The 22,816-nt window shown below is 70.2% G+C and carries 21 protein-coding genes and 2 tRNA genes; 12 read left to right on the plus strand and 11 right to left on the minus strand.

Annotated features, from left to right (window positions below):
- Nucleotides 1-12: 12 nt before the first annotated feature.
- Complete coding sequence (cimA, locus tag VB080_RS06455; RefSeq protein WP_323417618.1) at nt 13-1,632, plus strand: citramalate synthase; 1,620 nt, start codon at nt 13-15, stop codon at nt 1,630-1,632.
- 7 nt (nt 1,633-1,639) lie between these two features.
- On the opposite strand, the gene VB080_RS06460 is transcribed toward cimA, so the two are convergent.
- Nucleotides 1,640-2,941: a thymidine phosphorylase gene (locus VB080_RS06460; protein WP_323417619.1), complete on the minus strand. Its 1,302-nt coding sequence runs from the start codon at nt 2,939-2,941 to the stop codon at nt 1,640-1,642.
- A gap of 57 nt (nt 2,942-2,998) precedes the next feature.
- On the opposite strand from VB080_RS06460, the gene VB080_RS06465 reads away from it, so the two are divergent.
- From VB080_RS06465 to VB080_RS06485, 5 genes are all read left to right on the plus strand, one after another.
- A complete protein-coding gene (locus VB080_RS06465) occupies nt 2,999-3,931 on the plus strand; it encodes a 2-hydroxyacid dehydrogenase (protein WP_323417620.1) in 933 nt (310 codons plus the stop codon).
- Nucleotides 3,932-3,992: 61 nt separating this feature from the next.
- Nucleotides 3,993-4,796 (plus strand): fumarylacetoacetate hydrolase family protein, encoded by an 804-nt coding sequence (locus VB080_RS06470; RefSeq protein WP_323417621.1) that lies wholly within the window; start codon nt 3,993-3,995, stop codon nt 4,794-4,796.
- A gap of 1 nt (nt 4,797) precedes the next feature.
- A complete protein-coding gene (locus tag VB080_RS06475) occupies nt 4,798-5,769 on the plus strand; it encodes a CPBP family intramembrane glutamic endopeptidase (RefSeq protein WP_323417622.1) in 972 nt (323 codons plus the stop codon).
- A 145-nt stretch (nt 5,770-5,914) separates the two neighbouring features.
- Nucleotides 5,915-5,986: transfer RNA gene (locus tag VB080_RS06480), tRNA-Gln, on the plus strand.
- Nucleotides 5,987-6,051: 65 nt separating this feature from the next.
- A tRNA-Glu gene (locus VB080_RS06485) sits at nt 6,052-6,127 on the plus strand.
- A 57-nt stretch (nt 6,128-6,184) separates the two neighbouring features.
- Here the strand turns inward: VB080_RS06485 and VB080_RS06490 are convergent.
- The 6 genes from VB080_RS06490 to VB080_RS06515 all read right to left on the minus strand — a co-directional run bounded on the left by VB080_RS06490 (nt 6,185) and on the right by VB080_RS06515 (nt 12,325).
- Entirely contained in the window at nt 6,185-7,603 is a 1,419-nt protein-coding gene (locus VB080_RS06490) for an MGDG synthase family glycosyltransferase (protein WP_323417623.1), read from the minus strand.
- A 40-nt stretch (nt 7,604-7,643) separates the two neighbouring features.
- A complete protein-coding gene (ctaD, locus tag VB080_RS06495) occupies nt 7,644-9,320 on the minus strand; it encodes a cytochrome c oxidase subunit I (protein ID WP_323417624.1) in 1,677 nt (558 codons plus the stop codon).
- Nucleotides 9,317-10,186, minus strand: coding sequence for a cytochrome c oxidase subunit II (gene coxB, locus VB080_RS06500; RefSeq protein ID WP_323417625.1), 870 nt, complete (start codon nt 10,184-10,186; stop codon nt 9,317-9,319). The genes ctaD and coxB overlap by 4 nt, the downstream gene beginning before the upstream one ends.
- 201 nt (nt 10,187-10,387) lie before the next feature.
- Entirely contained in the window at nt 10,388-10,738 is a 351-nt protein-coding gene (locus tag VB080_RS06505) for an iron-sulfur cluster assembly accessory protein (protein ID WP_323417626.1), read from the minus strand.
- Between the two features lie 76 nt (nt 10,739-10,814).
- Entirely contained in the window at nt 10,815-11,828 is a 1,014-nt protein-coding gene (locus tag VB080_RS06510; RefSeq protein ID WP_323417627.1) for a glycerate kinase, read from the minus strand.
- A complete protein-coding gene (locus VB080_RS06515; protein WP_323417628.1) occupies nt 11,825-12,325 on the minus strand; it encodes a hypothetical protein in 501 nt (166 codons plus the stop codon). The genes VB080_RS06510 and VB080_RS06515 overlap by 4 nt, the downstream gene beginning before the upstream one ends.
- A gap of 170 nt (nt 12,326-12,495) precedes the next feature.
- On the opposite strand from VB080_RS06515, the gene VB080_RS06520 reads away from it, so the two are divergent.
- Together VB080_RS06520 and VB080_RS06525 are read left to right on the plus strand one after the other, a co-directional pair.
- Nucleotides 12,496-13,077 (plus strand): DUF3043 domain-containing protein, encoded by a 582-nt coding sequence (locus tag VB080_RS06520; protein WP_323417629.1) that lies wholly within the window; start codon nt 12,496-12,498, stop codon nt 13,075-13,077.
- An 8-nt stretch (nt 13,078-13,085) separates the two neighbouring features.
- Complete coding sequence (locus tag VB080_RS06525) at nt 13,086-13,289, plus strand: hypothetical protein (protein WP_323417630.1); 204 nt, start codon at nt 13,086-13,088, stop codon at nt 13,287-13,289.
- Between the two features lie 20 nt (nt 13,290-13,309).
- Here VB080_RS06525 and VB080_RS06530 read toward each other — a convergent pair whose 3' ends face one another.
- From VB080_RS06530 to VB080_RS06540, 3 genes are read right to left on the minus strand one after another with little or no spacing between them, the layout of a single operon-like run.
- The gene (locus VB080_RS06530) at nt 13,310-13,597 is read right to left on the minus strand and encodes a hypothetical protein (RefSeq protein WP_323417631.1); all 288 of its coding nucleotides are present in this window, start codon (nt 13,595-13,597) and stop codon (nt 13,310-13,312) included.
- The gene (gene gcvT / locus VB080_RS06535) at nt 13,594-14,691 is read right to left on the minus strand and encodes a glycine cleavage system aminomethyltransferase GcvT (protein WP_323417632.1); all 1,098 of its coding nucleotides are present in this window, start codon (nt 14,689-14,691) and stop codon (nt 13,594-13,596) included. Before gcvT ends, VB080_RS06530 begins: the two co-directional genes overlap by 4 nt.
- 12 nt (nt 14,692-14,703) lie before the next feature.
- Nucleotides 14,704-15,843, minus strand: coding sequence for an iron-containing alcohol dehydrogenase (locus tag VB080_RS06540; protein WP_323417633.1), 1,140 nt, complete (start codon nt 15,841-15,843; stop codon nt 14,704-14,706).
- Nucleotides 15,844-16,400: 557 nt separating this feature from the next.
- Here VB080_RS06540 and VB080_RS06545 point away from each other — a divergent pair.
- Both VB080_RS06545 and VB080_RS06550 read left to right on the plus strand, forming a co-directional pair.
- The gene (locus tag VB080_RS06545; protein ID WP_323417634.1) at nt 16,401-17,900 is read left to right on the plus strand and encodes a leucyl aminopeptidase; all 1,500 of its coding nucleotides are present in this window, start codon (nt 16,401-16,403) and stop codon (nt 17,898-17,900) included.
- Nucleotides 17,900-19,477 carry an FAD-dependent oxidoreductase gene (locus VB080_RS06550; RefSeq protein WP_323417635.1) on the plus strand — a complete coding sequence of 526 codons (1,578 nt, stop codon included), beginning with the start codon at nt 17,900-17,902 and terminating at the stop codon, nt 19,475-19,477. The genes VB080_RS06545 and VB080_RS06550 overlap by 1 nt, the downstream gene beginning before the upstream one ends.
- Nucleotides 19,478-19,506: 29 nt before the next feature.
- Here the strand turns inward: VB080_RS06550 and VB080_RS06555 are convergent, their stop codons facing one another.
- Nucleotides 19,507-19,833 carry a hypothetical protein gene (locus VB080_RS06555; RefSeq protein WP_323417636.1) on the minus strand — a complete coding sequence of 109 codons (327 nt, stop codon included), beginning with the start codon at nt 19,831-19,833 and terminating at the stop codon, nt 19,507-19,509.
- Nucleotides 19,834-20,259: 426 nt separating this feature from the next.
- Between VB080_RS06555 and sucB the strand changes: the two genes are divergently transcribed.
- A complete protein-coding gene (gene sucB, locus VB080_RS06560; RefSeq protein ID WP_323417637.1) occupies nt 20,260-22,245 on the plus strand; it encodes a 2-oxoglutarate dehydrogenase, E2 component, dihydrolipoamide succinyltransferase in 1,986 nt (661 codons plus the stop codon).
- Nucleotides 22,242-22,816: lipoyl(octanoyl) transferase LipB (gene lipB / locus VB080_RS06565; RefSeq protein ID WP_323417638.1), on the plus strand; the 575-nt coding region annotated here is incomplete at its 3' end. The genes sucB and lipB, both read left to right, overlap by 4 nt.

The following is a 22,816-nucleotide window of genomic DNA, read 5'->3' on the forward strand; positions in this document are numbered from 1 at the left end:
CTCGAGGTCCCGATGACAAAGCTGCCGGTGGCACCTGACACCTTCCACGTCTTCGACACCACCCTGCGCGACGGCGCCCAGCAGGAGGGTATTCGGCTGACCGTCCAGGACAAGCTGCGCATCGCCGGGCTGCTGGACGAGTTGGGCGTGGGCTTCATCGAGGGCGGCTGGCCCGGCGCCAACCCGAGCGACACCGAGTTCTTCGCCCGCGCCGCCGACGGCGAGCTGACGCTGCGGCACGCCACGCTCGTCGCTTTCGGTGCCACCCGTAAGGTGGGCACCACGGCTGCCGAGGATCCGCAGGTGCAGGCCCTGCTCGACGCCCGCACCGAGGTGGTCTGCATCGTCGCCAAGAGCCACGACGAGCATGTTCGGCGGGCACTGAAGACCACGCTGGAGGAGAACCTGGCGATGGTCCGCGACACCGTCGCCCACCTGGTCAGCCAGGGACGCCGGGTGTTCGTGGACGCCGAGCACTTCTTCGACGGCTATCGCTCCAACCCCGCCTACGCCCTGCTGGTGGTGCGGACCGCCGCCGAGGCGGGCGCCGAGGTGGTGATCCTGTGTGACACCAACGGCGGCATGCTGCCCAGCTGGATGGGCGACGTGGTCAGCGCCGCCGCCCAGATCGGCGTCGACCTGGGCATCCACTGCCACAACGACACCGGCTGCGCGGTGGCCAACACGCTGGCGGCCGTGGAAGCCGGCGTGATGCACGTCCAGGGCACCATGAACGAGACCGGCGAACGCACCGGGAACGCGAACCTGGTCACCGTGATCGCCAACCTGCAGCTGAAGTACGGCTGGCAGGTGATCCCGCCCGAGGGTCTGGTCGAGGCCTCCCGGATCGCGCACGCGATCGCCGCGATCGCCAACGTCCCGATGAACAACCGGCAGCCCTATGTCGGGTTGTCGGCCTTTGCCCACAAGGCCGGGCTGCATGCTTCGGCGATCAAGGTGGACGCCAACCTCTACCAGCACATCGACCCCACCCTGGTCGGCAACGACATGCGGATGCTGGTCTCCGACATGGCCGGCCGGGCGAACATCCAGCTCAAGGGCAGCGAACTGGGCTACGACCTCTCCGACCGCGAACTTGCCGCCCAGATCACCGATCTGGTGAAGGCCCGCGAGATGGACGGCTATACCTACGAGTCGGCCGACGCCTCCTTCGAACTGCTGCTGCGCAGCGAACTCGGGCTGGCCGACGACCTCTACCAGGTGGTCGCGTGGCGGGTCTTCACCAGCTCGAACGTGGGCCCCGAAGGTGACTCCGAGGCCACCGTGAAGCTACGGGTCAACGGGTCGGTCGAGGGCCTGGTGGGGGAGGGGCACGGTCCGCTGAACGCCCTCGACGTGGCGCTGCGCCGCGCCCTGGTGCGGGCCTACCCCGAGGTCGACAACTTCGAGCTGACCGACTACCGGGTGCGGATCCTCGACCAGGGCCACGGCACGGACGCGATCGTGCGCACCCTGATCGACACCACCGACGGCGACCGCACCTGGACCACCGTCGGGGTCGGTTCCAGCGTGGTCGAGGCCAGCTGGGAGGCGCTGCACGACGCCTACCGCTGGGGCCTGCTGAAGAACCACGGGGTGAGCGTCCCGGCCCCGCTGGTAGCGGCCAGCTGAACCCGGGTTACGGCGCATCGATCCGCTCCAGCACGAGCGGGCCGCGAGTGAGCGGCGCAGCCGCGTAGCCAACCGCACCCTGCAACGCCTCGGCGGCCCGCGGCAGTCGCTCGGGGGTATCGGTGTGCAGGGTGAACAGCGGTTGCCCTGCGGTCACGTGGTCACCCACGGACGCCTGCCAGGTCACCCCGGCGGCGGCCTGGACGGGGTCGCCCTGCTTCGCCCGGCCGGCACCCAGCCGCCAGGCCGCCAGGCCGACCGCCATGGCGTCCATCGTCGCGATGTAGCCGGTGGCCTCGGCGGTCACCACCTCGGTGTGCCTGGCCACCGGGAGCGGGGCGTCCGGGTCGCCGTCCTGGGCGCGGATCATCGCCTTCCAGACATCCATCGCCTTGCCGGAGGCCAGAACCGTCTCGGGATCGGCTGCGATGCCGGCACAGTCGAGCATCTCGCGGGCCAGCGCGAGGGTGAGCTCGACGATGTCGGCGGGACCACCCCCGGCCAGCACCTCAACCGACTCGGCCACCTCGACGCCGTTGCCGGCGCTGCGCCCCAGCGGGGTGTTCATGTCGGTGACCAGGGCGACCGTCCGCACTCCGGCGGCCTGACCGAGCCCGACCATCGTGCGGGCCAACGCCACCGACTGCTCGTACTGCTTCATGAACGCACCCGCGCCGGTCTTCACGTCCAGCACCAGGGCCGAGGTGCCCTCGGCGATCTTCTTGCTCATGATCGAGGCGGAGATCATCGGGATCGACTCCACCGTCGCGGTCACGTCGCGCAGCGCGTAGAGCTTCTTGTCGGCCGGCGCCAGGCCGGACCCGGCCGCGCAGATCACCGCGCCGATGGTGTCCAGTCGGGCCAGCATCTCGGCGTTGGACAGCGCCGCCCGCCAGCCGGGGATCGCCTCGAGCTTGTCGAGGGTGCCGCCGGTGTGGCCCAGTCCGCGTCCGGACAGCTGCGGGACGGCGGCGCCGCAGGCCGCCACCAGCGGGGCCAGCGGCAGGGTGATCTTGTCACCCACGCCGCCGGTGGAGTGCTTGTCGACGCTGGGCCGGGAGAGCCGGGAGAAATCGAGCCGTTCGCCGGTGGCGATCATCGCCGCCGTCCAGGTGGAGAGTTCGCGCGGGTCGAGGCCGCGGTAGAAGATCGCCATCGCCATCGCTGCCATCTGTTCGGCGGTGACCAGCCCGTCGGTGTAGTTGCGGATCAACCACTGGATCGCCGGGTCGGACAGCCTGCCGCCGTCCCGTTTGGTGCGGATGAGTTCGACGGCATCGAACTCGAATGCCTGCGCTGCGGTGCTCATGGACGAAACGTTAGTCGTAGGGTGAACCAGACGACATCCGACCATGAGCAGGTGATGATGACCAGACGAGTCTGGCTGCCCTTCACGGACCAGCATGAGGCGTTGGCGGTGGTGGGCCCACTGCCGGACGGTATCGAGGCCGACTACTTCCTGGCTGACGGCAGCTGGCCGGAGTCGATCGGCGAGGTGGAACTGCTGGTTGCGCCGTACATGGTGGCGCCCGAGGCGAGCCTGGCGCGGATCGACGAGATGGTGAACCTGCGGGCGATCCAGCTGCTCTCCGCCGGCTATGACAACTTCCTGCCCTGCCTGCGTCCCGGGCTGCAGCTGTGCAACGCCGCCGGGGTGCACGACGCCAGTACCGCCGAACTGGCGGTGGCGCTGGCGCTGGCCAGCAACCGCAGGCTCGACCACTTCGCCCGCGCCATGACCTCAGGCACCTGGAAGACCGAGTTCACCGATTCGCTGGCCGATCGCCGGGTACTGATCCTCGGCTACGGCCGGATCGGAAAGGCGATCGAACAGCGGCTGGCCGGCTTCGAGGTCGCCTCGATCACCCGGGTCGCCCGCAGCGCCCGCACTGGTGAGGTACCGGTGCACCCGATCGAGGAGCTGCCCGCGCTGCTGCCCACGGCGGACGTGGTGTTCGTGATCACGCCGCTCACCCCGCAGACCACCGGGCTGATCGGGGCCGCCGAACTCGCCCTGCTGCCGGACAACGCCCTGCTGGTCAACGTCTCCCGGGGCAAGGTGGTCGACACCGACGCCCTGGTCGAGGCCGTCCGGGCCGGACGGATCCGCGCCGCGCTGGACGTCACCGATCCCGAGCCGCTGCCGTCCGACCACCCGCTGTGGCAGCTGCCGGGGGTGTTCATCAGCCCGCACACCGGCGGCCAGAGCACTGCCTTCTTCCCCCGGATGGGCAGGCTGCTGCGCTCCCAGTTGACGAAGTTCGCCGCCGGGGAGCCGCTGGACAACGTGGTCGCCTGAGGTCTCCCGAGACGCCGGGACGGTTCCCCGTCCCGGCTGGTGGGTCGCTAGGGTGACTTCCATGCGCGTGGCACGTTTCTCCCATGGTGGTGAGCCCCAGTACGGGGTGGTCGAGCTGGCCGAGGACGGCGGGCCGAACCCCGAGACCATTGCCGTTGTCACCGGTGACCCGCTGGCCGGGCCGGTGCACTACACCGGCGAGCGGGTTCCGTTGGCCGACGTCCGGCTGCTCGCTCCGGTGATCCCGCGCAGCAAGGTGGTGGCGATCGGCCGCAACTATGCCGCGCACGCCGCCGAACTGGGCAACGAACTCCCGCCGCAGCCCCTGGCCTTCCTCAAGCCGAACACCGCGGTGATCGGTCCCGGGGAGGCGATCGTCCGTCCGCCGGAGACCGGCGACCTGCAGTACGAGGGCGAGTTGGCGGTGGTGATCGGACGGATCTGCCGCCGGGTGCCGGTCGAACGGGTGCCCGAGGTGGTCTTCGGCTATACCGTCGCCAATGATGTCACCTGCCGGGACCTGCAGGAGACGGACGGGCAGTGGACCCGGGCGAAGGGCTTCGACACCTTCTGCCCACTCGGGCCGTGGATCGTCACCCACCTCGCGCTGCCGGAGACCGACGACCTGGAGGTCACCACCACGCTCAACGGCGAGGTGAAGCAGGACGGCAGCACCGCCCAGATGACCTACAAGGTCGACGACATCGTCTCCTACGTCTCCAGCTTCACCACGCTGCTGCCCGGCGACGTGATCCTCACCGGCACCCCTGCCGGGGTCGGGCCGATGGTTCCCGGGGACGAGGTGTCGGTGACGATCACCGGGATCGGAACCCTCACCAACCCGGTCATCGAGCAGGAGGGCTGACGTGCCGCTGCTCCGGCGGCTTGGCTCGGGGCTCGACCGGCTGGCGGTGGCGCAGCCGCCGGCAGGGGTGCCCTACTCCGAGGTGCTGGCTGGGGCCGACGGTGCGCAAGGGCCGCGCTGGCGGTCGCTGGCGGTGGGCGTGATCGGTGCGGCACTGGGGATCGTGCTGTTCCTGGTGGTCACCCCGGCCGTCGAACTCGGCGTGCTCGGCATCGGCTGGGCGGTCGCCGGGCAGCCGGGGAGCTTCACGGAGTACTACCGCGCCGGACATGCCTTCCAGACCCCGCTGGGGATGGTCGCTGCCCATCTGGGTCTGGCGATGCTGATCCCGATCACCGTCGCGCTGCTGGTCGGCGTGCACCGCGTCCATCCGCGGTGGCTGCACTCGGTGCAGCCGGGGTTCCGCTGGCGGTACGGGCTGGTGGCCTTCGGCGTCGCCTGCGTGGTGCTGAACGGGGTGATGCTCGTCTCCCAGCCGGCCACGCTGGGCGCGCTGCGCCCGCAGCCCGGCTTCTGGGGCTTCCTGGTGGCGATCCTGCTGACCTCACCATTGCAGGCCGCGGCCGAGGAGTACTTCTTCCGCGGCTATCTGATGCAGGCGCTGCAGCCGGGCCTGCGCAGTCCCTGGTTCGGTGTGGTGGCGTCGGCGCTGGTGTTCGCGCTCTTCCACGGCACCCAGAACCTGCCGCTGTTCCTCGACCGCTTCGGCTTCGGCCTGCTGGCCGGTGTGCTGGTGGTGCGGACCGGCGGGCTGGAAGCAGGGATCGCCGCGCATGTGGCGAACAACATCTTCGCCTTCACCTGGGCGGGCCTGACCAGCACGATCGCCACCGTCCGCGCCACCCAGGTGATCGGCTGGGTGGAGGCCGCCTGGGATCTCGCCGGGTTCGCGCTCTACGCGCTCGCGGCGGTCTGGGTCGGCCGCCGGATGCACCTCGCGACCACGACGCCCGGCGTACGGCAGGTCGGCTGAGTTCCCGGGACGCCGGCTCGGCTCAGTTTGGTTCGTGAGGTCTGCGTCTAGTAAAGTCGGCGGTCGCCGGCCCAACCGGGTCGGCACGTCTGCGAGTAGGGCGCCCGGGTCGCGATCCGACCACCAGCCCCGCTCAAGGACACGATGGGGTATGGGGTAATTGGCAGCCCGCCGGATTCTGGTTCCGTCAGTCTAGGTTCGAGTCCTAGTACCCCAGCGCTGTGATGGCTCGCAGTCGCTGGTAGCGATTTGGTAGTCTTCACAGGCTCGCGAGAGCGCTAGGGCCCCGTTGTGTAGCGGCCTAGCACGCCGCCCTCTCAAGGCGGTAGCGGGGGTTCGAATCCCCTCGGGGCTACCAGGTTCCCGTCCCTGTGCAGGGGCGGGTTTGCTGGTCTTCGGGCGGCTGTGGACGGCGTCAGTCCAGGCTGAACTCGCGGCTGGGAGTATCGCCGAGCAGCCACTTCCCGGCCGCCGCCAGATCGAGGTTCTCCGGCTGCCAGCGCAGCGCCTTGATGGCGGGGAGGTCGAGTTCGATCGACCGGGTGAGCGGTGTCACGCCGACCACGCCCAACTGTTCCTCGGTGAGCACTGCCAGTGAAGCGCCCGTGTCAGGCTCATGGAGCGTGCGCAGCCGGGTATCGAGATCGGCGGCTGCGATGCCGTCCTCACCGGCCTTCGAGATCGACTTCTGGGCGTCCCGGCCGATCCACAGCGGCGGTGCCGACACGGCCAGGGACCGCTCGGCGATTGTGCGGGCTGCCTGCGGGAAACCGATCCGGCGGGCGTTGGCGGCCATGGTGGCCAGCCGTTCCGGGGCGGCGAGCAGGTGGTCGATCTTGTAGCCGACGGTGGTGGCGTAATTGCAGCGGACTGCGGCACCTTCCTCCAGCAGGTAGTCGGCGTTGCGTACTTCCTGACCGGGAATCGGTTTGATCAGCACCATCGGCAGTCCCGCAGCCATGCACTCCGAGGACGACAACCCGCCCGGCTTGCCCACGAAGAGGCAGGCGATCCGCATCAGGTCGGGCATCTCGGTGGTGTAGCCGAGCACCCGGAACCGTCCGGACCCCTCGGCCACCAGCTCGTCCACCTGGGTCTTGAGCTCCTCATTGCGGCCGCACACCACCACTGTCTGGAACTGCTGCTCGCAACGCAGCACCTGACGGACCACCTGCAGGGTGTACGGGCCGCCGGCCGCACCGGCCGAGACCAGAACGACCGGCAGGTCGGGGTCCAGCCCGAAGCGCTGCCGGACGGCCGCGGCGTCCACCGGCTCGGCGAGATCGGGACCGACGGGGATCCCGGAGACGCTCACCCGGTCGGCGGGGACGCCGATCTGGTTCAGGTACGTCCTGGTCTCGTCCCGGGCGACGAAGAAGTGGCTGAACGGCGAGGTGAGCCACAGCCCCTGGAAGTCGTAGTCGGTGGCGACGATCGTCAGCGTCGCCTGCAGGTGGCCGCGGGCGAGCATCAAGGAGACCATCCGGGCGGGCAGGAAGTGCGTGCAGATCACCAGGTCGGGGTCGTAGTCACGGATCTCACGGACCAGCGGCAGGGTGTTCAGTTGGTCCCACCACTGCACCAGCGGGGCCAACCGGAACGGCGGATCCTGCTGGTCGTAGCCCCAGCCGACCAGCCACGGCACCTCCGAGACCAGCGCGAAGTAGGCGTCGTCGTAGAGCCGGTTGAACACGCTGTTGGTGGTCTCGAGGATGTCCAGCCGGCGCACCTCGCCGGCGTCCGGAATGCCGGCGAGCGCCTGCTCGATCGCGCCGGCTGCTTGGTTGTGGCCCGAGCCGACCCCTGCAGCGAGGATCAGAATGCGTCGCGTCATGCGCTGATCGTAGACGCAGCGATTGGCCGGTCGGTCGGCGTCAGTACGACCGGCCCGGGTGGTCGGGGTCGTCGGCGTCGGGATGGTTGAGGTCGAAGGCTGGCGACTCCGAACGAATCCGCGGCAGCTCAGTGAAGTTGAACCGCGGCGGCGGGCACGAGGTCGCCCATTCCAGCGTCCGGCCCCAACCCCAGGGGTCGTCGACCTCCACCAGCGGAGCGTTGCGAGAACTCCAGACGTTCCACAGGAACGGCAGGAATGCGATGCCGAGCAGGAAGGCACCGACCGTGGAGACCTGGTTGAGGAAGGTCCAGCCGTCGGACTCGCGGTAGTCGGCGATCCGCCGCGGCATGCCCTCCACCCCCAGCCAGTGCTGCACCAGGAAGGTGAGGTGGAAGCCGACGAACAACAGCCAGAAGTGCAGCTTGCCGATCCGCTCGTTCAGCATCCGTCCGGTGATCTTCGGCCACCAGTAGTAGAAGCCGGCAAACATCGCGAACACCACGGTGCCGAACAGGACGTAGTGGAAGTGCGCCACCACGAAGTAGGAGTCGGAGACCTGGAAGTCGAGCGGAGGCGAGGCCAGGATGATGCCGGTCAGGCCGCCGAACAGGAAGGTGGTCAGAAAGCCGATCGCCCACAGCATCGGGGTGTCGAAGGACAGCGAACCGCCCCACATCGTCCCGATCCAGTTGAAGAACTTCACCCCGGTTGGCACCGCGATCATGAAGGTCATGAAGCTGAAGAACGGCAGGTTGACCGCGCCGGTGACGAACATGTGGTGTGCCCACACCGACAGCGACAGCGCGCCGATCGCCAACGTGGCGGCGACCAGGCCGACATAGCCGAAGATCGGTTTGCGGCTGAACACCGGGAGCACCTCGGTGATGATCCCGAAGAACGGCAGCGCGATGATGTACACCTCGGGATGGCCGAAGAACCAGAACAGGTGCTGCCACAGGATCGCACCACCGGTGGCCGGATCCAGGATGTGCGTCCCCAGGTTCCGGTCGGCGGCCAGCACCAGCAACCCCGCGGCCAGCACCGGGAAGCAGACCAGGATCATGATCGAGGTGACCAGGATGTTCCAGGTGAAGATCGGCATCCGGAACATCGTCATGCCGGGTGCCCGCATGGTCAGGATCGTGGTGATGAAGTTCACCGCGCCCAGGATCGTCGACAGCCCCATCACGTACAGACCCATGATCCACAGGTCGCCGCCGACTCCCGGGGAGTTCACCCCGTCCGACAACGGCGCGTAGGCGAACCAGCCGAAGGCCGCCGCACCCTCCTTGGTGAGGAAGCCCGAGCAGGCCACCAGCGCACCGAACAGGTACAGCCAGTAGCTGAAAGCGTTCAACCGCGGGAAGGCGACGTCGGGGGCACCGATCTGCAGCGGCATGATCGCATTCGCGAACGCCACGAACATCGGGGTGGCGAACATCAGCAGCATCAGCGTGCCGTGCATGGTGAACAACTGGTTGAAGGTCTCGTACTTCACCAACTGCAGCCCTGGGAAGGCCAGCTCGGCGCGGATCACCAGCGCCATCAGGCCGGCCACGGCGAAGAAGATCAGCGAGGTGACGAAGTACATGTTGCCGATCACCTTGTGATCGGTGGTGGTGAGCAGCTTCATCACCAGCGCTCCCCACCGCTTGCGCTCGGCGACGGTGCGAGGACGGCTGGCACCGTCGGCGGTCACGCGTGCGACAGTCATGATCCATGCTCCTGTGTGGCGGGCACCGTCGGGACGGTGTTGGGGTACACCGGAGCGGTGATCTCGCCGATGTTCTGCGGGTCGGCCTTCAACTCGTTGACCTTGGCCACGAACTCCTCCTCGGTCACCACGTGGACGTTGAAGATCATCGCGGCGTGATAGGTGCCGCAGAGCTCCGCGCAGCGTCCGGTGAAGTCACCCAGCTTGGTCGGGGTGACATCGAAGGAGTTCGGATGGCCGGGGATGACATCCAGCTTGAAGTAGAAGTCGGGGATCCAGAAGGAGTGGATCACGTCCGCCGAGACCAGGTTGAACCGCACCGAGCGGTCCACCGGCAGGTAGAGGTCGGGGATCTCGGTGGGGGTGCCCTTCTCGTGGACGATCGCACCGACGGCCGGGTTGTCGGCCTCCATGTAGTTGAACGTCCACGACCACTTCTGGCCGACGACGTTGACCGTGTGGTCGGGATTCGCCTCCTTGCGCAGCACGCCGTTCTGGGCCTGCACGGTGAAGAAGAACAGCACACCGATGATCAGGAACGGCACCAGGGTGTAGAGCAATTCCAGCGGCAGGTTGTAGCGCGACTGCCGCGGCGCCTCGTCGGCGTGCTTGCGGCGGTAGCGGATGATCACCCAGCCGATCAGGCCCCAGACGAAGACCCCGACCACCATGGAGGCGATCCAGGCGCCGGACCACAGGTTACCGATGAAGGGGGCGCGGTCGCTGGCCGCCTCAGGCAGCCCCCAGCGCGTCCACTGTTCGGCGGTCTCGCTGCTGCAGCCCGACAGCGCGAGCAGACCAGCACCTGCGAGCCCGAGCACGAACCATCGGCCTGAGCGGTTCCGCCCCACCGTGTGCCCTTTCATTCGTGGGCGCCCTTTCATTCGTCGATGAAACCACCTGGCTTGGGGGCACCTTAACGTACCCGCACGCGGCGCCACCCCGTCTTGGCAGCCGCGATGCGCAATAGTGATCATGGCGCGCCGGACCGCCACAACGGAAGCCCCCGAAAGCAGAACACGCGACCCGCCAGTCGGCGAATCGCGTTTCCGCAGTCATGGTTCGACTCAGTGGAAGCTGTCCCCACAGGCGCAGGAGCCGGTCGCGTTGGGGTTGTCGATGGTGAAGCCCTGCTGCTCAATGGTGTCGACGAAGTCGATCGTGGCGCCCAGCAGGTAGGGAGCGCTCATCCGGTCGGTGACGACGTTCACCCCGAAGAAGTCGTTCACGATGTCGCCGTCGAGTTGGCGCTCATCGAGGGAGAGCTGGTAGCGCAGGCCGGAGCAACCGCCGGGAGCGACGGAGATCCGCAGTGCCAGATCGTCGACCCCCTCCAGCTCGAGGAGTTGCTTCACCTTGGCCGCAGCGACCTCGGTGAGGGTCACACCATCGGTGACGGTCTGCTGATCAACGCTCATGTTCGACGTCCTTCCCAGGCATGGCTACCCGGCTCAACTGGTTGTCCCGGCTTGTTATTCCGCCAATACCGTGACATCAGTGTAGGTGACCCTTACCGGCCCCTGTCCACCCGACCGCCACCCGGCGAACCGCTGTCGTCAGGGCGTCCGGCAGCGGACCCGGATCGGCGGCATAGGCGGCCTCCACACCGAAGGTCCGCATCTCGCGGCGGCTGACGCTGGCCTCGGCCGCGAACACCAGACAGGGACGTTCGGCGGCCACGGCCACCTCGGCCACGAACCCGACCACTCCCCCGCCCCGGGTGCCGATGTCGAAACAGCTGCAGCCGGTGACCACCAGGTCGGCGACGGCGACGGTTCGGTCCAGGCCGGCCAGGTCGGCGCACAGCCCGGCGCCCCGCACCGCCCGTCCGCCGAGTGCCAGGACGGCGGCGGCCGCGCCTCCGGCCGCCCCGACGCCTGGGCCGTCGCTCACCCCGAGCAGGCGCAGCCAGGCAGCCATCGCCGACTCCTCGGCGAGGATGTCGGCAGTCTGCCGGTCCTCGGCATAGCCACGGCGGACGACGGCGCCCTGCAGTCCGAGCATCGTCCAGCCGGCCTGCTCCGGCGGTACCACGGCCAGCAGTTCGGTCACGCCGAGGCGTACCGGCGTCAGGTCGACGGCGGTGATACCCAGGCGGTCATCAAAGAACGACCCGCCGTCAGCAGGACCGTTCAGCTCGGCACCGAGCGCGGCCAGCAGCCCAACCCCGCCGTCGCTGGTGTCGATGCCCGTGAGATCGAGCACGAGCCGTCGCCGGTCACCCACCGCCAGGCAGTCGGCCAGCCACGTCCCCAGATGGGCCGAGGTGCCGGACGTGAGCCCGACCACGAGCGTGTCGCCGGCGCTGACCCGCCAGCGCGGACCGTCGACGGCCTGGTCGCCGTCCAGCAGGGCCGCCAGGGCCGCACCGAGCGCGGGACCGCCATCGGCCAGTGGCACCACGGCGACCTGCGCCACCTCCGCCCAGCCGCGGGCGATCGCCGCCCCCGCCTGCGGTGGGTCGAGCTCCCCGATCGCGTCGCTGGCCACCAGCACCCGCAGTGTCACAGCAGCCCCCTCCCCACACCGGGCGGCTGCTCGAAGCCGGAGGGCCCGGCCTCTCCGGAGACGAAGCCGGAGGGCTCGGGATAGCCGTCCTGGGCAGTACGCAGCAACTCGCCGGCATCGCGTTGCCAACCGGCCAGCACCGCACCGGCCCGCCGGGCGGCCTCGTCCGGGTCGGGCAGCCGGGAGATCAGGTCCCGCTCCACCCGGCAGGCGTCGAGCTGGTCATGCAGGGTGTCGCTCAGACCGCGCAGGGCGGCTTCCCTGCCGGCGAGGTCGGCGTCCCGGGCAGCGACCCAGGCGGCGGCCTCCGGGTCGGCCAGGCGCCCGGAGACGGCCAGCCGCCGGCGGGCAGCGGCGACGGCGCCGAGTTCCTGGCGCACCTCGTGCAGGGACGCCAGCCGCTGCTGGTAGGCGACGGCCAGCGCCTCCACGCTGTCGGACGGTGCGGCGTCGGGGTCGCTGAGCAGCACCCGCAGCCGCTCCAGCAGTCCCGCCATCGGCGCCTCCCGTCCTCGTCACACCCGGTCGTCGGCCGCCGACCGCGCCACGGAGGATCACGACGGCGGGAAGACCCGGCGTCGGCGGCCAGCATGCCGCCCCCCACGATATGACCTCCCCGGTGGCCCCGGTTAGGATGAACCGACGTCACCAGCCGAAAGTTGTTCCCGTGGGATTGTTCAGCCCGTACCAACGCGATGAGGACAAGGCAGAGCCGGTCGAGAAGACCCCTGCCGTCGTCAGCACGGAGCCGGCCAAGCCGGCCAAGAAGACCGTCCCCACGCCCACCCGCCGGGAGGCCGAGCAGGCTCGGCGGGAGCGCGTCCATCCCAGCCTGTCGCCGAAACAGGCCAGGGCGAAGGACCGCGAACAGCGCGCGGTCCGGCGCGACGAGCAACTGCGCGCCACCGAGGCCGCCCCGGGCCGGGTGCTGCTGCGTGACTGGGTCGATTCCCGGCGGGGCATCTCGGGCTGGGCGATGCCGGCCATCATGGCCACCCTGGTGCTCTCCCTGGTGGCGACCTCCTGGGGTCCGGTGGCGGTGGCGGCCATCAGCTACCTCACCTGGATCATCCTGGCGGCGATCATCGTCGACCTGGTCCTGATGTGGCGCGGCTACAAGAAGCTGCACGCCGCGCGGCTGCCGCGCGAACCGCTGAAGGGGCTGCTCTCCTACGGCATCAACCGCTCGATCAACATCCGCCGGCTGCGGGCGCCCGCGGCCCGGGTGAAGCCGGGCGACAAGATCTAGCGACGGTCGTGGCGTACCGCTGGAAGGCCTCCCCCGAACCTCCCGACGCGGAGGCAGCAGACCTCGGCCTGGATCAGGACTTCCCCGACCAGTCGGCTGCCGAGCAGTGGCTCACCGGCTTCTTCGCCGAACTGGCACTGGCCGGGGTGCTGGAAGTCTCGCTCTACGAGGCGGACCGGCTGGTCTACGGGCCGATGAGCCTGGAGCCCTGAAGCAAGCCCCCAGGCTCCGGTCACACCCGGGCTTCGTCCCTGGTCGATTCGCTGATCCACAGGTAGGTCGCGAAGCCCACCACCAGCAGACCCACCACCCCGACCACCGGACGGGCACCCTGGGCGGCCTCCAGTCGTTCGTCGTAGGTCTGGATCTTGTCGCCGCCGGCGTGAGCGCAGACGTCGCCCGGTCCCATCACCACGTCGCCGCAGGTGATCTGCGGGTTTGCTCCCCAGACCACTGCCCAGCCGATCGCCACCAGCCCGGCCAGACCGAGCAGCAGATGGGCCCAGCGTCGCCGGGTCACTGCTCGCGTACCGCCGGGGTGACGAACGGCGGACGGACGACCTCGAACTCCTCGACCCGGTCCCGGATCGCCACGCCGACCCGGCCGCCCGGTGTCACCGACCGGTCGATCAGGGCCAGGCCGATGCCCGTGCCGAGGGTCGGGGAGAAGGTCCCGGAGGTGAGCTCGCCCAGCGTGCTGCCGTCCGCATCGACAACGGCCATGTGGGGACGCGGGATGCCCCGGCCGACGGCCTTCAGGCCCCGCAGCAGCCGGCTGGCGCCGGCTGCCTTCTGCTGTTTCAACGCCACCGAGCCCCAGAACTCCGGCTTGTCCCAGCCGACCGCCCAGGTCAGCCCTGCCTGTACCGCGGTGATCGACGGCGAGAGATCCTGGCCATGCAGCGGGTAGCCCATCTCGGTGCGCAGGGTGTCGCGAGCCCCGAGGCCCGACGGAAGGATGTCGAACTCCTTGCCGGCGGCCAGCACCGCGTCCCAGACTGCACCGGCGGCAGCATTCGGCACCACCAGCTCGTAGCCGCGTTCCCCGGTGTAGCCGGTCCGGCAGACGGTGAGCGAGGTGCTGGCCCAGGTGCCCTCGACGAAATGCATGTAGCCCTGGCCGACCGGGAGCCCGAGCGCGCCCAGGGTCTCGTCGGAGTAGGTGCCCTGGACGGCGATCACCGCGTAGTCGGTGTGCTGGTTGACCACCTCGATCCCGGCAGGTGCCGCGTCGCGCAGCGCGGCGACCACGGTCGCGGTGTTGGCGGCGTTCGGGATCAGCAGCACCTCGGTGTCGCCGAGCCGGTAGGCGATCAGGTCGTCGATCACGCCGCCGGCGTCGTTGCAGGCCAGGGTGTACTGGGCCTGCCCGGCACCGATCCGGTTGAGGTCATTGGTCAGGCAGGTGTTGAGGAAGCTCACGGCACCCTCGCCGCTGACCCGCACCTTGCCCAGGTGCGAGACGTCGAAGACTCCTACTGCCGACCGCACCGCCTTGTGTTCGGCGATCACCCCGGAGTACTGCAGCGGCATCAGCCAGCCGCCGAATTCGGAGAACTTCGCCCCCAGTGCGACGTGCCGGTCGTGCAGGGGTGACAACCGGGGCTCGGTCATGGGGACGCTCCTCTACCTCGACGCGCGCAGGATCTCGGCGAACTGCTCGACCGAGAGCCTAACCGGATTCCCCTTCGTGCTCGACGCCACGCTCGCGGCCTGGGCGATCGGCTCGACCTGGTCGTCGGTCATCCCCAGCGCGGCCAGGCCACTCACCCCGAGCAGGGCGACGGTCTCGGCGAACCAGTCCAGGTAGGCCTGCACGTCGCGTGTCCCGGTGAGCAGCTCGCCCACCTCGGCGTAGCGGTCCAGGGCCGGGCTGGACGGATCGGTCTCCCGCAGCATCTCGATATTGGCCCGCGAGACCGCCACCATCACCGAGGCGGTGATCGCCCCGTGTGGCGCGCCCAGCATGCCGCCGGCCGGTCCGGCGATGCCGTGGGCGGCGCCCAGCTTGGCATTGGCCAGGGCCAGCCCGCCGAACAGCGAGCAGACGCACATGTCGGTGCGGGCGGCGAGATCGGAGCCGTCCGCATAGGCCCGGCGCAGGCCGGTGGCCGCCCGCTTGATGCCCTCGCGGCAGAAGCCGTCGGTGACCGGGGTGGCGAACGGGGAGACGAACGGCTCGATGCACTGCACCAGGGCGTCGAGCCCGGAGTGCGCGGTGGTGGCCGGCGGCACGCCGAGGGTGAGCTCGGGGTCGAGCAGCGCCACCACCGGCAGCATGGACGCCGACCGCAGACTGACCTTCACCTGGTGTTCGGTGGAGGTCACCACGCCGTTGGCGGTCACCTCCGAGCCGGTGCCGGCCGTGGTCGGGACGGCCACCACGGGCAGCGAGGGCACTGCCAGCGGCTGACCGCGGCCGATCACCTCGGCGTAGTCCATCGGGTCGCCGCCGCTGGTCACCAGCGCGGCGATCACCTTCGCGGCGTCCAGGACCGCACCGCCGCCCAGCCCGATCACGACATCGGCGCGGTGGGCTCGGGCGGCCTCGGCGCCCGCCCGCACCACATCCATGGAGGGCTCGCCGGCGACGCCGAAGGCCGTCGCGCCGGGCAGCGCGTCCAGGATCGCCTGGTGGCGGGCCGGGTTCGACCCGGTGCAGACGAAGGGACGCTCCCCCAGCCCGGCGACGATGCCCGGCAGTTCAGATACCCGTCCGGCACCGAACAGGATCCGGCCGGCGGTGGCAAAGTTGAAGTTCAGCACGAAACCCAGTCTGCCCTGTTCCGCCCGGTCTTCGCTGCCCCCGGAGCCGTCACCGGATGGGCCGAGCGACGGCCCCGGCCCACCGGGCGACCAAACCGCTGGCAGGTCGCCCTCCTGACGACACCGCCCTGACGACACCACCACCTTGACTGCCGCGTGACCAGACTGCCAACAGACCGCCCGAATGACGACACCACCCGGTCCGCCGAACTCAGTCCGCCGAACTCGATCCGCCAAACAACGACACCGCCAACAGCCCGGCAGGCCCAATGACGACACCGCCGACAGCCCGCTCGGCAGTGAGCAGACTGCCCCTGGCTTGGGCACCCGTCCGACGAAGCGTGGAGCCAACCCCTGCCGCGTGCGGCCGGACCCGACTCCCCCAGCGACGCGCTGCCGAAGCCACGGGCCCATCTCTGCCGCATGCGGCCGGACCGGCCGCGACGGGCCGCTCCCGGCGAGCCGGTACGCGCTGCCCGTCCGGCCCGCGGCGCTGCCGTGATCGTCGCGGGCGCGTTAGCCTAGGAGTGCTTGAGTTTTCCCTGAGAGGATCCACCGTGCCCGCGACCCCGCTGCCGTCCATCACCCTCGCCACCACCCCGGGCAAGGACACCGACATCCTGGTCGTCGGGTTGGCCGACGCGTCGGGTACCGACGTTCTGGTGGGGGTTCCCGACGACCTCGCAGCCTCGCTGAAATCCGTCCTCGGCGGCGAGTTGGCTGAGCTGGTCCGCGGGCTGGGCGGCTCGTCGAAGAATGCGCACCCGGTGCTGCTTCCCGGTCCGTCCGGGCTGCGGGTGGTGGTGGTCGGTCTGGGCGACATCGACGTCTCCCCCGAGCAGCTGCGCCGGGCCACCGGCAGCGCGCTGCGGCTGGCCCTGGAGCTGACCGGGACGAAGCCGCTGCGGGTGGCGGTCAGCCTCGACCCGATCGAGCCGGACGTGATCAAGGGTGTCGTCGAGGGCGCGCTGCTGGGCGCGTACTCCTACCGTCCCGCCGGCCAGGGCAAGCCCGGGGTCGGCAGCATCCAGGTGGTGAGCAGCGCCGCCCGCAGGCCGGAGGCCAAACGGGCCCTCGAACTCGGCACCGGAACCGCCACCGCGGTCTGCCAGGCCCGCACCTGGATCAACACTCCCGCCAACGAGCTCTATCCGGCGTCCTTCACCGACGAGATCACCACCGTGGCCAAGGCCGCCCGGCTCGGCGTCGAGGTCTGGGACGAGAAAGCGCTGGAGAAGGACGGCTTCGGCGGCATCCTGGCGGTCGGCGGCGGCTCCGCCCGCAAACCGCGGCTGGCGCGCGTGAGCTACGCCCCGCGCGGCGCGAAGTTCCACCTGGCACTGATCGGCAAGGGCATCACCTTCGACTCCGGCGGCCTCAACCTGAAGACTGCGGACGGCATGTACACCATGAAGGACGACATGTCGGGGGCGGCGGCCGTGGTGGCAGCGATCACCGCCATCGCGCAGGCCGGAGTGCGGGTCAAGGTGACCGCGTGGGCGGCGCTGGCGGAGAACATGCCGTCCGGGTCGGCCTGGCGTCCGTCCGACGTGCTGACCATGTACGGCGGCACCACGGTTGAGAACGCGAACTCCGACGCTGAGGGCCGGATCGTGATGGCCGATGCACTGGCGAAGGCCTCCGAGGAGCGCCCCGACCTGGTGATCGATGTCGCCACCCTGACCGGCGCCTGCGTGGTCGCCCTCGGCGAGCGGGTCGCCGGGCTGATGGCCCGCGACGACGAGACCGCCGACCAGATCCTGGACGCCGCCGAGGTGGCCGGTGAGCTGTTCTGGCAGCTGCCGATCCCGGAGGAGGCCCGCGGCAAGCTGGACTCGAAGGTGGCCGACCTGAAGTCCTCCGGTGACCGCAACGGCGGAGCGCTCACCGCTGCCGCCTTCCTGTCCGAGTTCGTCCCGGCCGGGGTGGCGTGGGCGCACCTCGACATCGCCGGCCCGGCCTTCAACGAGCACGAGCCGTACTACTACGTTCCGTCCGGTGGCACCGGGACGGCGGTGCGCACCCTGGTGGCGCTCGCCCACGCCCTGGAGGGTTGATGGACGTCATCCGGACCGACCTGGTGGTGGTCGGCGCAGGTGCGGCCGGGCTGCTGGCCGCGGTCGCCGCCCGCCGCCGCGGGCTTGAGGTGCTGGTCGTGGAGGCGTCCGGCCTGGCCGGCGGCAGCACCGCCACCGGTGACGGCCGGCTCTGGCTGCCCGCCAACCACCTGATGGGCAAACTTGGCATCGCCGACTCGGTCGAGGTCGCGGCCGACTACCTGGACGCTGTGCTGGGCTCGCCGTCGGTCACCTCCACGCCGGAACGCCGCGCGGCCTACGCCGAGACGGCCGGCAAGCTGGGCCGCTGGCTGGCGTCCTCGAAGCTGCCACTGGTGGCCGAGAACCAGACGGCCGACCACGATCTCGAAGCCCCTGGCGCCCGCAGCGGTGGCCGGGTGGTGCACTGCGAGTCCTTCGACCGTCGGGTGCTGGGCGAGTGGGACGAGTGGTTGCGCTCCCCTGAGGCGGCTGGCCGCTCCGGCCTGCGCAACCGGGTGATCGGGGCGACCCTGACCCGCCATGCCAGCCGCAGCAGCGGCGAGGCACTGGCCGGCGAGTTGCTGCACCGCGCGATCGGCACCGGGGTGGAGATCTGGCTGGACTCCCGGGTCGTCGACCTGGTCGAGTCCGACGACGGCATCGGCGGGGTGGTGGTGCGCCGCAACGTCCAGGGTTCGGATGCCGAGGTGGGCATCGAGGTGCTGGCCGGACGGGGCGTGCTGCTCGCCGGGAACGGCTTCGAGGCCAACCAGCAACTGCGTGAGGAGTACCTTCCGCTGCCCACCGACGCTGCCTGGTCGGCGTCCGGCAGCAGCGATGACGGTGGCCTGCTCGCGCTGGCGATCGAGCACGGCGCCGCCACCGGTGCGCTCGATGAGGCCTGGTGGACGCCAGTCCTGGTGACCGGTGGGCGGGCCTACCCACTCGACCAGGCCCGGCGCGCACCGCACAGCCTGATCGTCGACTCGGCGGGCAGCCGGTTCTTCAACGAGGCCGGCCCGGACACCGATGCCGGCCGGGCGCTGTACGACCGCAGCCGCGGGGTGCGGGCGATCCCGTCCTTCCTGATCATGGACAGCAGGCATCGCCGGGAGGTTCCCCTGGGGCCGTGGGCAGCCGGGGCGATCCACCGTTCCGAACTCGACACCGGGGACGTCATGAAGGCCAGCACGCTCAACGACCTGGCCCAGCAGCTCGGGATCGACCGGGCCGGGCTGATCGGGACGGTGGTGCAGTTCAACGCCTTCGCCCGCAAGGGAGTCGACCAGGACTACCACCGCGGCGAGGTTCCCGGCGCCCGCCGGAAGGCCAACGCCTCGCTCGGCAAGGTGGAGAAGTCTCCCTTCTGGGCGGTGCGGGTCTACCCCGGCGACCTGGGCACCAAGGGTGGCGTTCTGGTGGACGCCGATGGCCGGGTGTTGCGCCCCGACGGTTCGGTGATCGCCGGCCTGCACGCCTGCGGCGGCACCGCCGCCTCGCTGATGGGCCGCACCTCGCCCGGTCCGGGAGCCGCACTCGGCGAAGCTCTGGTGGGCGCCTTCCGCGCCGTCCTGAAGCTCAGCGAGGCCGCCTGACCCAGCCGACGGTTACGTCGAACCGCGGGTCAGTGGCGGGACGAGCGCTGGCGGGCGTTGTAGTCGCGCATCCGTTGCGGGTAGCCGACCACACCGGCGTCGTAACTCGGCAGGCCGTGTTTGGTGGCGAACTTGCGGGCCCACTCCACCGACTCGACGCTGCGTCGGGTCCACTCGCCGTCGTAGGCGATCAGCAGCAGCGTCGCCCGAGCCATGGTGGTGGGCAACTCGATGAACGCCTCGACACCCCGCCGGGTAGCCAGGAACTGCTCGAGATGGGCGATCGTGGCAGCCTCGACCTCGCTGGTGCGCGCCTGCGCCTCAGCCTTGTGCCGACGTCTGGAGAACCACCCCACGCAGACCATTATCCCTGAGTGGGCCAGCTCGCCGCACGCGCCGGGCGAAGAGCGCTGACAGTTCGACCAACTGTCGCCCGGTACCAGCCCACCACACGCGCCGGACGAAGCTCCTCGATCTCCTTGCCGACCTCGATCAGCCGACCAGCCCGCCACACGCGCCGGGCGAAGACCGCCGACAGTTCGACCAACTGTCGCCCGGTACCAGCCCGCCACACGCGCCGGGCGAAGAGCGGACGCGCCGGTCTCACCCCACCCCAGCACTGGCTCACAGCGCAGCGTCGCCACACCGGTTCACGAGCTCCCAGACCGGTCCGGGCCGGGCCCGGCTCGATTCCGGCCGCGGACGGTGGTGTGTTGCCTGTCGCGGCTGCGGGATAGTCTGATCCGGAGACAACTGCACGAGACGCCGAAGGAGCTCACGCCATGTCCACTCCCGTCCCACTGCCCGCGCTCGGGGAGAGCGTCACCGAGGGAACCGTGTCCCGGTGGCTGAAGCGCGTTGGAGACCCGGTGGAGGTGGACGAAGCCCTGGTGGAGGTGTCGACCGACAAGGTCGACACCGAGATCCCGTCCCCGGTCGCCGGGGTCGTCCTGGAGATCCTGGTGCCCGAGGATGCCACTGCCCCCGTCGGCGCCGTGCTGGCAGTGATCGGTGAGGCGAGCGAGGCCGGCAGCAGCGCCCCGGCGCCCGCCACCCCCGCTCCCGCGGAGCCCCCGGCCGCGCCTGCCGCCCCCGTCGCGCCTGCGGCTCCTGTCGAGCCCCCGGTTGCCGCTGCGGCCCCCGCCGAGCCCCCGGCTGCGCCGGCCGCCGCTGCTGAGCCCGCTGCCACACCTGCAGCCCCGGCCGCCTCCGATGCCGTCGAGGTCGTGCTCCCCCAGCTGGGCGAGTCCGTCACCGAGGGCACCATCTCGCGCTGGCTGAAGAACGTCGGCGACACCGTCGAGGTTGATGAGCCGCTGGTCGAGGTCTCCACCGACAAGGTCGACACCGAGATCCCGTCCCCGGCTGCCGGTACCGTCCTGGAGATCCGGGTGGAGGAGGACGCCACCGCGGCCGTCGGGTCGGTGCTCGCGTTGATCGGCACCCCGTCGGCCGCCCCCGCCGCGCCCGCCGCCCCCGTGGCGCCCGCCGCACCCACTCCGGCAGCCCCTACCTCCGATTCCGTGGCCCCGGTACCGGCTCCTGCCCAAGCCCCCGCCGCTCCCTCTGCAACGGCACCGGTTGCTCCGGCCGCTCCGGTTACGGCAGCCGCTGCGTCCCCGGCTCCCGCAGCCACCCCCGCGCCCACTCCGGTGCCCGCAACACCCACGCCTGCACCCGCAGCACCCTCGCCTGCAACCCCTGTACCCGCAGCACCCACGCCTACAGCCCCCGCACCCGCAGCACCGGCTCCCGGCTCCGGCAGCCCGGCTCCGGCCCGCCGCCTCGCCGAGGACCATGCCGACCTGGTCTACGTGACCCCGGTCGTCCGCAAGATCGCGGCCGCCAACGGGGTCGACCTCGACACCGTCACCGGCACCGGGGTGGGCGGACGGATCCGCAAGCAGGATGTGCTGGCCGCCGCCGAGGCGAAGAAGGCCGCCGAGGCTGCTGCTGTAGCGGCTGCCTCAACTCCGGTGGCACCGGCGGCACCCGAACCGCCCGCTGCCGCGACGAGCCCCGCTCCGGCTTCGCCGGATGCCGCCAAGCGTGGCACCACCGAGAAGATGAGCCGGATTCGGGCCACTATCGCCCGGCGCATGGTCGAGTCGTTGCAGGTGTCGGCTCAGCTGACCGCTACCGTCGAGGTCGACCTGACCGCGATCTCCAAGCTGCGGTCCAGCCAGAAGGACGCCTTCAAGGCCCGCGAAGGTGTCAGTCTCAGCTACCTGCCGTTCATTGCCAAGGCCGCCATTGAGGCACTCAAGCAGTACCCGAAGGTGAACGCCACCATCGACACCGAGGCCGGCACGATCACCTACGCCGACGGCGAGCACCTGGGTATCGCGGTCGACACCGAGAAGGGCCTGATGGTCCCGGTCATCAAGGACGCCGGCGACCTCAGCGTCAGTGGACTGGCCAAGAAGATCGGCGACCTGGCCGCGCGCAGCCGCAGCAACAAGGTAACCCCGGACGAGCTCTCCGGCGGCACCTTCACGATCACCAACTACGGCTCGGCCGGCACCCTGTTCGATACCCCGATCATCAACCAGCCGCAGGTGGCCATCCTCGGCACCGGCGCGCTGGTGAAACGCCCGATGGTGGTCAAGGATCCGAACCTGGGCGAGATCATCGCGGTCCGCGACATGATGTACCTCTCGATGAGCTACGACCACAGGCTGGTGGACGGCGCGGAGGCCGCCCGCTTCCTGAGCTTCGTCAAGGCCCGGCTCGAGGAGGGTGACTTCGGGGCCGAGTTCGGCCTGTGACCCGCGAACAGGTTGCCGACCCGCGCCCGGTCGACTACCGCTACGTCGGGCTCGGCAAGGACGAACTCACCGACTACCACCAGGCCTGGGAACTCCAGCGTGAGGTGCACGCCCGGGTGGCCGCCGGAGAGTCAGGTCCACAGGTGCTGTTCGTTGAGCACCCCCCGGTCTACACCGCCGGACGGCGAACCGAGCCGCACGAGCGTCCGGTCGACGGCACCCCGGTGGTGGCGGTTGACCGGGGCGGCAAGATCACCTGGCACGGTCCCGGGCAACTGGTCGGCTACCCGATCGTGTTCCTGCCCCGAGGGGTCGGCGTGGTCGACTACGTCCGCCGGGTCGAGGAGGCCCTGATCCGGCTGCTGGTCGAGTACGGCATCACGTCCGGACGAATACCAGGCCGCACCGGCGTCTGGCTGCCCCGCGAGGGACGCAGCCCGGAGCGCAAGATCGCCGCCATCGGCATCCGGGTGATGCGCCAGACCACCATGCACGGCTTCGCGCTGAATGTCACCAGCGACCTGAGTGGCTTCGCCAGGATCGTGCCCTGCGGCATCCCCGACGCGGGGGT

It is taken from the genome of Propionicimonas sp., from assembly GCF_034927565.1.
Classification (GTDB): Bacteria; Actinomycetota; Actinomycetes; order Propionibacteriales; family Propionibacteriaceae; genus Propionicimonas.